11 protein-coding genes are annotated in these 12,948 nt (G+C 56.4%); 5 read left to right on the top strand and 6 right to left on the bottom strand.

The window, feature by feature from the left end:
- Positions 1 to 3: 3 nt before the first annotated feature.
- The 6 genes from LZK81_RS19205 to LZK81_RS19180 form a co-directional block, all read right to left on the bottom strand.
- Complete coding sequence (locus LZK81_RS19205) at positions 4 to 780, bottom strand: HEPN domain-containing protein (RefSeq protein ID WP_233954287.1); 777 nt, start codon at positions 778 to 780, stop codon at positions 4 to 6.
- A complete protein-coding gene (locus LZK81_RS19200; RefSeq protein WP_233954286.1) occupies positions 764 to 1,987 on the bottom strand; it encodes a DUF262 domain-containing protein in 1,224 nt (407 codons plus the stop codon). Before LZK81_RS19200 ends, LZK81_RS19205 begins: the two co-directional genes overlap by 17 nt.
- Before the next feature lie 719 nt (positions 1,988 to 2,706).
- Complete coding sequence (locus tag LZK81_RS19195; protein WP_233954285.1) at positions 2,707 to 3,093, bottom strand: hypothetical protein; 387 nt, start codon at positions 3,091 to 3,093, stop codon at positions 2,707 to 2,709.
- Between the two features lie 180 nt (positions 3,094 to 3,273).
- On the bottom strand, positions 3,274 to 4,401 hold the full coding sequence (locus tag LZK81_RS19190) for a patatin-like phospholipase family protein (RefSeq protein ID WP_233954284.1): 1,128 nt from the start codon (positions 4,399 to 4,401) through the stop codon (positions 3,274 to 3,276).
- Between the two features lie 49 nt (positions 4,402 to 4,450).
- Positions 4,451 to 6,694 (bottom strand): ThiF family adenylyltransferase, encoded by a 2,244-nt coding sequence (locus LZK81_RS19185; protein WP_233954283.1) that lies wholly within the window; start codon positions 6,692 to 6,694, stop codon positions 4,451 to 4,453.
- Positions 6,691 to 7,854 (bottom strand): hypothetical protein, encoded by a 1,164-nt coding sequence (locus LZK81_RS19180; protein WP_233954282.1) that lies wholly within the window; start codon positions 7,852 to 7,854, stop codon positions 6,691 to 6,693. The genes LZK81_RS19185 and LZK81_RS19180 overlap by 4 nt, the downstream gene beginning before the upstream one ends.
- A 289-nt stretch (positions 7,855 to 8,143) precedes the next feature.
- On the opposite strand from LZK81_RS19180, the gene LZK81_RS19175 reads away from it, so the two are divergent.
- From LZK81_RS19175 to LZK81_RS19155, 5 genes are all read left to right on the top strand, one after another.
- Positions 8,144 to 8,776, top strand: coding sequence for a tyrosine-type recombinase/integrase (locus LZK81_RS19175; RefSeq protein WP_233954281.1), 633 nt, complete (start codon positions 8,144 to 8,146; stop codon positions 8,774 to 8,776).
- Positions 8,777 to 9,101: 325 nt separating this feature from the next.
- Positions 9,102 to 9,746 (top strand): hypothetical protein, encoded by a 645-nt coding sequence (locus LZK81_RS19170; RefSeq protein WP_233954280.1) that lies wholly within the window; start codon positions 9,102 to 9,104, stop codon positions 9,744 to 9,746.
- 195 nt (positions 9,747 to 9,941) lie between these two features.
- Positions 9,942 to 10,802 (top strand): hypothetical protein, encoded by an 861-nt coding sequence (locus LZK81_RS19165; RefSeq protein WP_233954279.1) that lies wholly within the window; start codon positions 9,942 to 9,944, stop codon positions 10,800 to 10,802.
- Positions 10,803 to 11,541: 739 nt separating this feature from the next.
- A complete protein-coding gene (locus tag LZK81_RS19160; protein WP_233954278.1) occupies positions 11,542 to 11,901 on the top strand; it encodes a hypothetical protein in 360 nt (119 codons plus the stop codon).
- Positions 11,898 to 12,779: a T6SS phospholipase effector Tle1-like catalytic domain-containing protein gene (locus tag LZK81_RS19155; RefSeq protein ID WP_233954277.1), complete on the top strand. Its 882-nt coding sequence runs from the start codon at positions 11,898 to 11,900 to the stop codon at positions 12,777 to 12,779. Before LZK81_RS19160 ends, LZK81_RS19155 begins: the two co-directional genes overlap by 4 nt.
- Positions 12,780 to 12,948 lie beyond the last annotated feature (169 nt).

Below are 12,948 nucleotides of genomic sequence, written 5' to 3'. Positions count from 1 at the left end.
ACATCAATTCCCCACGAGCTGGTCGAGTGCTGCGATGAGGGCGCGGAAAAAGCTTAAGGTGTCCTGAAGTTCGGTCAAATTCACCGCGCGCGTCAGATCGCCATGCACGATATCGTTCCGGAGGTCGATTTTCTCGTCCAGCGTCTCCCGCGCCCGCTCCGACACTCTACCCTTGGCCCTTTCGGCAAAGTATTCCTTCAACGCGCCATTCTGGCCAAGCTTGTCCGAGAACGGCTCCGGTAGCGAGAGGGAGGCGAACAGTTTTTCTAGCCGGCCGGACGTGGGATTGCCCATGAACTTGGTGAAAATCTCAGGGTTTAACTTGTACCCTTTGCCGCCGCTCAATCCCACGCCAAGGTTCTTAAGTAGCAGCTCAAATGGATAGGTAAGGCCGTGAATGCTGCCCTCTTTCCAGTGTATCAGGACGCGGGCCGCATGGGTGACGTGGTCTTTCCGGAACATCTCCTCAAGGTCGGCATAAACGGCAACGGTTTCAAACTTCTCCTCCACAACGGCTTTCACAACTGAGCGGATGTAGTTTTCGAAGATACCGTGAAGCTGAACCACAAGCGGCCGGTACAACGCGCTGGGGTCAACAGCCTTGTACTTCAAGGCATCCTGTATGACGCCCTTGTAATACTTGTTGTCCTTGTACAGGCCCGCCAGAGGCCCGTTCATGCCTACCACAATGCTATTGTAGGTCTGCCGGATTTCGATGGTAGCATCAACTTCATCAAGGTAGAAATCAGCAAGCTTCTTGGCGTCATCCAGTTTGGACATTGATGATTTCTCGGATGGCGGTTTCCACGGCAGCAATACGGTCACGGATAGAAATTGCTGTATTCCCGCGGCCCACCATCAAGTCATAAGTAGGCGCATTCGGGGTCGTCATCTCCAGCAACCGCGCTTGGATGGCTGGGCCACTACTAATCATCTCCGCCCGATGCGCCTTGAGTTTGAATACGGCAACCATCTCTGCGTCATACAAAGGGCGCGAGATCTTGCCCGGCTTGTTATCGACTGGCGGGAGCCGGAACGTGTTTGACCCGAATATCTGGCGGCACAAGCCCATGGTGTCCGTGAATTCCTCGCCCAACGCGGCCAGAGCTTCCGGATTTGGACGCCGCAAACGCTTCATCGTGCCGTCTAGCATCGACCGAACCGACCCCGCCAGTTTCTCGGGGTCTTTGAAGGCAAAGAATCGCAGGACAATTTCTACATCTGTCATTCGCTTAAACAGAGTATTTGCAGCGAGCGCTGCGCTGGGTGTTCCATCCTCGCGGGTATTGGCCACGTGGTTGGGTATATCCCATGCGTCCGTAAACCAACGGTGGCGCGACAGGTCTATAAGGAGAGTGTTGAACTCGCCGGAATAGAGCGAATTCCGCAATTCCTGCTGGTTCAGCCGCTCGCCACCGGTATTCAAGCGTTCAAATACCTGGGCGCGAAGGTCAACGCTGTCTTCCGATGCCGAACTATTGTCCGACATTAGGGTAATGGCCGATATCTTGGCACGGTCCAGCCCTCTCCGGACGAGTGGGGGAAGTTGCGCGTAGTTCCGGTCGTTCAAGGCGGGCCATATTTCCAGACCCTCCAATGCAAAACTACCACTCAGGAATTCGGCAATCGCATTCAGGCGCTGCTGACCGTCCATGACCTCGAAGCGGCCAAGCTCCTTTTCGTAAAGGAACACTGGTGGAACCGGCACATTCATAATGAAGCTCTCAATGAGCCGAGACTTCTTTTTCACATCCCAACGGAGCCGCCGTTGGTATTCGGGCCGCAAATTGCTCCACAGGGTGCTACCCGAGCCGGTGATGAATGACATCACGTGCGAGAGGAAGATATCATTCTTCTCTTGAACGACCCGGAGGCGTCCAGTCTCGAAGTGCCTTTCGATCGCCTTGTCAGACGTGCCAACCACAACAACGCTTGAGCCTGCCGATAATGGTTCTGGTTCGTCGTTTACGCCATCATATTCAGCCACGGTGCACCCCCGAAAGTCACATTACCTAGAGCTGTGATGAATAGCGGCCGTTGTCGCCAAGGGCAACTGGAAACGCTTGCCCTTGGCGGGAGCTGGGTCATCGTCGGACTGTCAAAGCAAGTAAGGTCGCAGAAGGTAGCAAAGGCGCTGGTGCGGCCTCCTACCCCACATTGGCCTGAATTTGCCCAAGGCGTTGAGGCCTTTGGTCGTGAGGGCGCAACCGCCCGTGCATCCAGTCGGGGAGCTCTAGGTTCTGCTCGGCATCGTCGTCGTCGCGTTACAGCGTTAGTTGCGTCGATCTTGGTGACATGCGCTGTCACTAGGCGAGGTGGCGATCTATGGCAGGTTCTAAGTTGGTTGCGCCCAAGACCGGAAAGTCGGCTGTCGGCGCCGCTTCGGAAATAGTTTCCGCTTCGCCCCCCACTTACGCCATTTGAGCCACCGGCTCGAACTCTTCAAAGCAGTCCTTCTGCGTGCCCAAGCGCCGCAAGGATTCCTGGGTCCAATCTCCGTTTCCCACTCCTTATGAGTCTTTCGGAAGGAGGACAACAGACAGCGGGCCGCCGTGCATGAAGACGATCGGCGAGTGGGACGGTTTTGGTGGTGTCTGGAACTGGACGTACATCTGATCGACCAGAACCTTGCCGGATTCGAACGACTCCAACGCGGCACGGCGAGCCAACTGATGTGCGGTAGATCTGACAAGGCCCGAAAAATGGCTAAACAGCGACACCGACCTTCCGCTGCACTCGCTCTCGCGTTCCGAGTTGGCGCCCGGTCATCTTCCTTTCCATGACCTTTTCCATGATCATGACGTTCTCCACGATGCCGTACTGGGCCTTGCTGCCCGCCTTGTAGGTCTCGATCATCCTCTCGATTTCAATCAGGCTTTCGGACTCAAGAACCTCTACCAGGACGTCGCGGGACAGACCGGTGCCCTGCAGCGAGAGGATAGATACGTATTGGAGATGCTCCGAGAGATGCTTAACGTGCGGGTTGTTGAGTTCAGCTCGCTGTTGCTTGTCGAGTGCATAGTAAGCCTGGTTCACCTTTACGAAAAGAAGGACGTTGTAGATGCGTTTTTCTGGCTTTTCAGCGGGGTCCATGACCAACTCCATCGATAAGGAAGAGCCTGTTGATATCCAATTTCATGCCTATTAAACCAACGCCTAGTACAATGACGCGATCTGACATTTTGGACACATCATGCAAAGTGTTCGCCAAATGCGCGCATTGTCCCCCATCTTAGCACAACTTTAGCAAATATAAATACGCATCGACAGATGTCAGTTTGCCAAGTCGGCGAGGTAACGTTCGACGATGATGTGGGTCAACTGTTCGCCACGCGTCGTAAGCAGGTGTAGATTTTCCTCCGACATCGGCGAAAAATCGGTCGGGTAGTTCTTGACCTGCTCCCGCGTGACGAAATCGGCGGGTGTCCAGGGCAATTTAGCGTCCTGCTGGCCGAGGTAAATCATGCCGAACGCATCCAGGTCACCGACTTCCGCATACTTGTGAAGGCGCTGGTAGACGGCGTCCTGAGCTTTGCGGTGAACCGCCTCGAATGAGCGCGCCACGCGTCCCGCCCACCAATAGGGATGTGCCCCGTCGATATCGAACTGGCCTCCGCCGGCGTTCAGACTGATGAGATGCGTGACGGGCTCGCTGAAAGCCGCGTCATGCGCCCTGCCGGGTTCAAGCACGGCCACGCCTAGGTTGTCAAAGACACCGCCATCTGTCAGGGCCACGGTCTGCTTGCTCTGGACGCCCTGCTTTTCGAACATGAACGATTCGACGAGAGGGGGCAGCAGGATCGGGAAAGCCGCCGACGCCGCGACTGCTTTCGCGACAGGGGTCTTGCTGCCTGTTATGTCACCGTACCGCCAGCCTCCCGATTTACGCGATCCAAACCGAAAGGCTGTTCCCGTCTTGAGGTCGCAGGCATTGATGATCACTGTGAGATGTGGCCGTTTGACCTGGTCAACGGCGGCATCTCCGAATAGCCGTCCCAGTGCACCCTCGAAAGCGGTCGTCAAACTGCCCCAAACCGGCAACCGTCGCGCGCCAGCGTGTAAGGCACCTTCCAAAGCCGCTGTTGGCAGGCCCAACAGGGCACGGGGAACGGACAGAATCAGCGCAAGTAGTCTCAAAGCGATCGACAGCGTCCCCGTGACCAGCAACGTTGCGACGATCTTGAGTCCTTCGGCCGAGCAAAAGACCTCACGCACAATGTCCGTCTGGATGCCGCGGCGAAGAACGGAGACCACGTGCGAATCAAATGCTTCAAAGTCCTCGGCACGGTAGGCCCAACAGGCGGCCAAGACACTTCCGCCGGATACGCTGGAGATAACCTGCACCCGATCGAGAATACCCCGGTCGTGCAGCGCGCGAAAACAACCGAGATGGAAGGCCATTGCGCGTGCCCCTCCACCGGACAGCGCCAGCGCCACCAGAGGTTTGTGGTCACGGTGGGGCATAGTCACCACGCTCGAACAATCCGGTGGAGATGATGGGGCGTTTGGAAGTGCCTCCCACAATCAACATGAGAAACGACCGCCCCTGAAAGGCCTTTTTGTCGCCAAGTAACTGCTGCATAGCGCCGAGGTCCGTTCGACTTGGGGTAGGCAACGCCGTGGGGTGGGTATGCCACATGCCCACGAACGTAACTGATCCGGTGGATCGGGTAAGCTTTTCCTGGTGCAGCGCGGCGACACCTTCAATGCCGCACACGAAGGCTTCTGGAGATGCGTGACTGTCCGGCGGAGGACCAGACACCTCGTCGACCCAAACGACCTTGAGGAACTCGTCAACCTGGCCGAAAAGAACACCGCCCGTTTCGGTGCGATCGTTCTGTGTGCGTTCCGAACGTCTGGTCCACGCAAGGATCACAGCCATTGCCTCACGTGTCACCCGTATCTCATAGCCATGAATGCCGTCCTGCAGGACAAGATACGGCTGCCAAATGAGCTGCACTTCGGGGCGTTTTTTGCTGTTGTGTGAAAGATCGATGGCGTGGGCCCTGGGCAGGTCGCAACCCTCACGCAACCAGCCCGCCCCGACGTTCGCCATGATGGCCGATAACGCGAGCACGTCCGCGTAGGAGCCGCGGAACGTGGGGGAGGAACAGCCGGGTTCGGGCTGGAAAAGCTCACGACGGCTAGGATCGGTCGGCCAGAACTCTTTGAGAAACTTTGCACCGCCAGCGTGCCCTGACAAGGACAGCTTGGTGCGGCGATCGATATCTAAGCTCGCCCCCACAGAATTTCCGGGGGTCAATGTCATCAACCCCATATCGGCATTGTGGCCTAGCACCATCGAGACAAACGGCGGTCGCGGCTTTGGGTGATGGCGGAAGTGGGTCTCGATCGCGGCGGCGACGGTCGCAGAGGCAGTCGCGTCAATGACGACGTCTGCATCAAGCATTTCGGCGCGTTTCACATCATCGGCCAGCACCGACACGATGTTCTCGTGTTTCGGAACGACGGTGATCCCAGGGTCAGCACCCTCGACAGTAATCCTGACCGCATCGGTTTTCCCGTAGCCGATCTGGTCGCGGCGAAAACCTTGTCGAACCAAGATGCCTGGCGTGACAACGCCATTGTCTAACAGGTGCAGTCTGGCAACGCCAGCCTTTGCGAGCATCATCGCGATAGCGCTGCCGATAGCCCCGCAACCAAGCAGCGTGACGCGCTTGCCGCGCCACCAGGCGGCGGCGGACATTCCGTCCCGGCGTTCGACGATTTCCGGCCTGTCTTCAAGCACCCGACACCATTCGACCTTCGCCTCAAACGCCCAAGCATAGAATGCCTGCTCATCAATCGGGTTGTCGGCTGTCGCCGCGATGGCGGCGGCCCTGAGCTTATCGGCCTGCGCGGCATCGATGTGCCAGCAGGCGAGGTGTTGCAGCCGTCGCCCGCCGGCAATGCCGCGCATGGCAGCCCCAATGATAAATATGGCGGGTTTACCGGCTTCGGTGCGCAAAACGCCGATGGTCATCGTCAGACGGATGATTTCGAGCGGAACACCACGGTCGATCAACGCCACCAGGAGATTCAGCATGGTCTCCGGATATTCGAACGGCATTGTAGTCGGCAGGAGGATGGCGGTTGCCAACCGGACCTCGGGAACCTCTTCCGTGCGCTCGATCCAGCGGCCTAGTTCTGCGACATAGGTGGTCTCGCGAGTAATCTCCACATAGCCGCTCCAGTACGAGTCCTCTGGCTCTGGCGCGTTTTGCCGCGGCACGACACGGAAGTTCGCCACGGGATAAGCCACGGGTGGGTGAAGTGGCATGCCGACAGGGTCCAGTTTGCCGGCGGCACCTGCCTTCAGCCACTCGCTTAGCCGCTGCATGAAGCCGAACATGCCCCTTGCCGCCTGCCATTCCACGTCGGGGGCTTGAAACAGGCAAATGGAATTTCCCCACTGTACGTGAGGGAAACCGCCATAACGGTTGTGGGTGAAGAACACCTCCGGCCGACCCAAGGGAAAATTCCAGGGAATCTGGATGCGCAGCCTTTCGCGCGCCCGAAGCGGGATACCCTCTTCCTTCTTTTCAAGCGGTCGACAGTTGATCGAGACCACGACCGTCAGGGCATGATGTTCTGCAGCCGGATCGGTAGCCTCGATAATCTCGATCGCCTCGCGCGAGCCGGCTGAGATTTCTTTAAGCTGCCGGATGGCCCAGAGCTGGCCTTCGGACTTCATTCGCCGCCGAATCCCACCTTCGTCGCCGGTGGACTGTCGATCCCTTCCGCCGCGGCGATGGCCGCAAGGAGGGTATCCTCGGCGCTTTCGGACATCACGTAGCCCTCGCCGCCCGTCTCGATGCCCGATTCCGTTGAGGAGAAAATGACAGGCCGAACATTTTCGGGCGTGCTGACCTCGCCCGTGCACACGAAGTCGTTGTGGACGATCTCTTCGTACCGATTGCGGGCGATGCGGTGGGGCGGGTTATCGCCGGACTCGTTTCGGGCTTTGAATTCGTTCGAGCTGGAGACGATGAATCCTGGAGAAAGCTGACAGGCTGCGAATTCGTCCATGACGTCCTGCTGCAAGACATTGTCCTCGTACATGACCTTCTTCGAGCAATGGTGGGGCGCAAGCAGCACGTTCCACTGCAACTTGTCGTCGTTGTCGTGGCGATGTGTCTCTTCGAAGACCTGCATGAGCGAGGGATACGACAGGTCGCCAAGGAAAAGTCCTCGCAAAGGGCTTTCCGGCCCGATCGTCACCTGCATCGCAAGACTGGTCTCGTTGCGTGCGTTGGCAAGGCTCTCCTTGAACGGGGCGTGGATGAAAGCCTGGAAGCGGTCTCCCACATAATTGCCGTCCAGCATGTCGATGATGTTGCCCGGCCGCGTATAGAACTGATCTTCGGGGAAACCGAAGTACCGCTCCCCGACTTCGAAAAGCTCGCTGGCATAGCCTATGATGCGCACGCGATCGCCGCTCCCTGGGTCGCCGCCTTCCTCAATGCTACGTTCTGCGCGGCGATGCGCTTCTGCTCTGAACGCCTGAGCATCCGCAGACAGCTCATAGGTGTCCTCGTATTCCCTAAAGATGCGGGGCGTGTGCCAGATTTCGCCGATGTCTATGCGCTCAAGCAGATCCGCAAAGCCTCGGCAATGGTCAAGATCGGGATGGGTCAGAACAAAGCAGGACAGGTAGGGCCGGCCATTGACCTGGGGTAGCTTGGCTACAAGCTCGTCCACGATCGGGATATGCTCATTGCCCTCCTCATCCGCCATCAGCTTGTCATTGAGGTCGACTTGGACAACCTCATTCTCGCTGATGACGATGGTGGTTGAATCGCCCGTGCCAACAGGCCAGAAGATGAACGACGGTCCGGTGACGCCTGCGAACATGTGCTTGCCCCTCTAATTGATTGTTTGATTGTGCCCCGCAGTAACTTACCGTATTTAAGTTGCAAATTGAAGCGTTCAAGGGGGATGATCTAGTTCTCCACTTTCGCCACCGGAAGCCTTACCGGCGCCGCAAGGAGCGGCAGTTATTTCGCTTCCTTCGTTTGCGAGCAGACAGTCCGCTTCCGGCCCCCACGACGCTCCAACATCGGACCGTGCCTTCACGGCCCCGTCATAGAACAGAGAGCTGTGCGTTCTCCCTTTGGCCAATGGTGGCCACAGGAGAACTAAAATGGGTATCTCACAATATGATCCTGCTGCACTGGGTCGACCGGCTTGGAACACAGGCAAGGAAGTAGGCGTCAAGAAGCCCCTGAAGCAGCGCCAGATCTGGGCAGTGCGCTTCTTTCTCGAGCGAGAAGGAAGGATGCGAGATCGTGCGCTTTTCGATCTTGCCATCGACAGCAAGCTCCGCGGCTGTGACTTGGCAAAACTGAAAATCGGGACCCTCGTTACGGGCCACGAAATTCGAACTCGCGCGATGGTCGTCCAGCAGAAGACTGGACGCCCCGTGCAGTTCGAGATTACGACCGAGGTCAGAGCAAGTTTGCTCGCCTGGCTTCAGCGAAGGGGAGGAACAGTCGATGACTATGCCTTCCCAAGTCGAGTCGACCACACCGATCATCTCAGTACTCGGCAATACGCTCGATCGGTCGATGAGTGGGTCACCGGGATAGGGCTGCGTCAGGAGGATTACGGCACGCATTCCCTTCGGCGAACGAAGGCTGCCATGATCTATAAGGCCACCGGCAACCTTCGGGCGATCCAGATCCTGCTAGGCCATACCAAGATCGAGACCACGGTCAGGTATCTCGGCGTTGACATAGAGGATGCACTGGAACTGGCCGAGCGGACGGAAATCTGAGGGGGGAACGGCCCTGCGCGTTGTGGGGCCGTGCCCTTTTGCTCAGAGAGCCTCTCCCAGGATTCAATCAGCTTTGCGCCTTCATCACGGACGTTCGTGTGGGCCGCAAGACTTCCCCAAAGCAGACGCTTGGCTTATTTGGGCTGAATGTCCGATCTCGGTGAAAGGAGACTGGCAGGTTTTGGTCACAGGATGCGAGAAACAGGCCATGCGCCATCATTGCCTTCTTCTTCACCAAGACGAGTTCCGCGAATGCTAGACAGCAATTTTCATAAGGATTTCGATCAGCGTAGGATTCGGTGAAGAGGGTGAGGAGGCAATCGTAGTGAGAAGAAAATCGATGCCTTGGGACAGGCCTTTGGGTAGCTTCGCGCCGAACCGACAAGGCGATCGTACAGACGGCCCGATCTACACCGCACTTGGGCGTGCACTTTCAGCTTGGGAAGGAGTCAACGGTGCTGTCAACAGCCTCGCCCACGCTTTGCACCGACACCTGCCCGAACGTGAGGCCAAGCAGGCCATAGATGAACTCGATGGACTGCTCAAGACGCACGAACGAGCGGCGTTCTTACGGAACGCGGGTGCGAGTTTTTTGTCCGGCGACTTCGGTAGACAGCGATCCGCGGCAGCCAAGTTCAAGAGGGACCTTCGCAACGAGATGGCGGCCTATACCGAATGGGTGGCAAGGCGAAATGAGCTGGCCCACGGCTACGTTACAGAAGCCCTGTCACCCGACTATGAGGACCCGGACCAGCCAATCATCACCGTCTATGCACTGCTCCCTTCGCACGCTCGTGCCGACCGCTGGTTTCATGCGGAGCCAGAATGGAACTATCTCGCTAGTGAGATCGAATTCTTTGCGCAAAGTTTCAAGGACCTCGACAACCGGATAGAGCGTTTGGCTGCAAACGTTGGAGAGCTTCAACTTGCTCGCCGCCACGTCCAACCCTTGAGAGATTCCATTTGGTAGGCCTGACCGATGTGGTTAGACAATAAGAACGACACCGGCGAATTATGGAGAATCGGTGACGAAAATGAAAACCACGCACCGGGATTACATGCGAACACTGTTTGTACAGTTCGATGCCGACAAGAAGCGCGTCTGCGCAGCGTATACGCGGGCCGAAGTCTGGATTGCGCGTTGGTCTCACACTAAGGTGCTGTGATGGCTGGAAGCGCGTTTAGTTCACAATTGTCGCAAGGGCGAGAAAGCACGTATGCGCCAAAGCTAAACCTCGAAGGAAAACAAAATTTCACGAGGCATGTCTACATCGATGAGGATGGCGGCATTCGTGAAGTCGTAAGAATGAACGTTCTCGATGATCGCCATAGGGAAGACATCGTCGCATTTCATTTCTCACGGCAATACGCGGAAATTCACTATCGAGACCAGATTGAGCCCCCACAGTTTTATGTTGTAGGCAGGGATTGTCCTTGGGATTTTGAGTACGTCATGCATGACGGCACCACGTTCTATCTCGAAATCTGTCGAATAGCAGAGAAGAAGCTGCTGAAACTCATGCGAGCTGAAAACGATTGCGTAATCTTGCTCCATCAAAAGGAACTACGGGGATACGAGGTGCTAAAGGTAGAGAAGCACTTTCCGGGCACTATCCCTGCCGAGATCGCGGAGAGCATAAAAACAAAGTCTGACAAACAGAGGCATTTCTCATTGGGCGATGAAGATCGCGTGCCACAATTGTTTCTTCGACCTCCCCTCAATCCGAACATCGATCTCGAACTGGAGATCAGGACGGCAATTCAGAAAAAAGCTGCAAAGCGGCATCGTGGCAAAGAGAGAACGATACTGGTTCTCGACAATCTGACGACCCATAGCGAACCGAACGACATCTTCAATGCAGTTGAAAATCTGCAAGACTTTCTCGATGACTGCCCTTTCCCTTCGATATGGATATACACAGGGTATTACAGCGACGATCAGGGTTTTGACTGTGAATACTCGCTGACACCAATCAAGCTGGGCGACAGAGAACAACAGCTTTTCAGTAGTCGCTTGGCCGAATGACCGCTGTCGCCCGTTCCGTCCCGCCGCGTGTTGCATGTCCATCGCCTGTTTGAGAGAGGTTAGCTTCGGGAGTAGCGGAACCCGCCACGCGGTTGTTATGAACCCGCCATATCCCCTCAAAGGGCTGGATCTCTCTCAGCGTCGATAGTTGGAATGAAAAGCACGCCAATCCAATGTTAAGGAACGGCGGGTTTTGGGCGGAATTGGAAGCACTGCGAACGGCGACAATGAAGTCGAGTTGCTGAACGGCGGCTTACCGCAAAGGCGGGCTGAGACCCGCCAGGCTGCAGTCGGCCCCTTGTTGTCGAGACGCCATGGCAGCTAGACGCCTCCAACTTGGTCAAAGAAGCCGTAGTCGCATGCACCCGATAGCCGACATCTCCTCGCGCTGGCGCGCCCTCTTGTCGGTCGGTCACACCACCTGCTGAAGTTCCTGGAAGCCGTCCGTCTGCTTCGCTAGTGTGGCCATGTCCAGAACGCGCCGGCCATGCGGCCGATCGAGACGACGAGTTGAGATGCCGAAACCAGTCGCACCTGTTCAAGCAGGATGTTCGGTTTCATTCCGAGCCATTTGGGCTATGAGTCAGCCATCGAAAATAGGTAGATGGGCCGCTGACCGAGACACCGCGAGCGAATCAAAGGCTTGGCAAGTGTTCTAAAGCTGTTAACGTCGTGTCGTCGTGTCGTCGTGTCGTCGTGTCGTCGTGTCTGACCTAAGTTTCGGATTGGGGGCTCAGTTGTGAATGAGCATGCGTTCTTCGAACACCTCGGTGAAAATTTTCGGATTTTAAACGAGAGTCCTGCACCAAACTCATTGAAAAACGGCGATTGGGTTAGGATATGCTACGATCCCCACAGTGGAAAATCGGATATCGTCGCGCTTGTAGTAGAAAACCATCCGATATGGCCACTTAATCACGGCGCAGGTCCGGGTCAACGCGCATATTTGCCCAACGACCATCAACTTGAACTTGCCCGCAACGGCGATCACACCGACACGTTCAAGCAACTATTCAGTGATGAATACATCGAGCTCGTTGCCAAGGTAGACGAACGGCCAAAATCGCAGGACACCAGACGCCTAGGGCGACAGCAATGAACATTGTTGTTTGCCTGGATGGCACGTGGAACGGCAACGATCTGGAAAACACGAACGTCCATCGCATTCTTGGGCTACTGAACAAGCAGCATTGCATCTCTAACTACTACTCAGGGGTAGGAGTAGGCAGCCGGTGGCTGCAGCACAAACTCGACGGCGCAACTGGGCGAGGTGTCTTCCAAACTGTCCGTTCGGCTTACACGTTTGTCAAAGCCAATTACGTCGAGGGCGACCAAATATACATATTCGGTTTCAGCCGAGGGGCCTACGCTGCGCGCCATCTGGCGGGGTTGATAGCTCGATGCGGCCTGAGGTGGCACCCCGAAGCAACCTATGAGAAATATCGAGCCATCCTTAAAGGCGAGCCGTCAAATTCCGACCTCGGCGTGAATGTTCAGTTCTTGGGGATGTTCGACTGCGTGCCCGGCAACCAGTACTATATGCTGGCACAAGGACCCATTGAGCTAAACGACCCAAAAATCGAGACTGGGATCCGAAATTTCGCGCACGCCGTTTCGCGAGATGAGCATCGCGCCTTGTTCAAACCACTCATTTTCGTCCGGGGTGAGCAGGATCGTTTCGAGCAACGTTGGTTTCCGGGCTACCATTTCGACGTCGGGGGCGACGGAAATGAGGCGCTCAACAATTTTGCCCTGGCTTGGATGCTGCTTCTGGGCTGTCAATGCGGACTTACGCTCTCAGGCCTAATTCCCACCAAATTCGACCCGTCTGCTCCTAGTATACGCTACGACGACCCGACAACAAGAGTTGGGGTCGAATGCTTGCGTGCTGGGCTTCCTGAGGCAAAACTTGTCTGTGAACAAATAACATCCGAAGCGCTGCAGAAAGGAATTAGCGAGCTTACCCGGCTTGGATGAAGGTGGGCGGCCTCAGCAGTTGTTCATCCATGATGGCTTATGGTCAGGCGCGCGAGTGTGCTTGTTGCAAACTGTGAGCATCGACTACAAACCGGTGAGTTGGGGTTCGGACATGGCGGCCCACCGCGATCGACGTAGCGTCCATCTGCGATGGTAGTAGCCGGCGCGG

Origin of the sequence: Neorhizobium galegae (assembly GCF_021391675.1) — a bacterium.
In the GTDB taxonomy this organism is placed as follows: Bacteria; Pseudomonadota; Alphaproteobacteria; order Rhizobiales; family Rhizobiaceae; genus Neorhizobium; species Neorhizobium galegae_B.
Note: the sequence above shows the minus strand (reverse complement) of the source record. Positions and strands in the feature narration are given on the sequence as shown.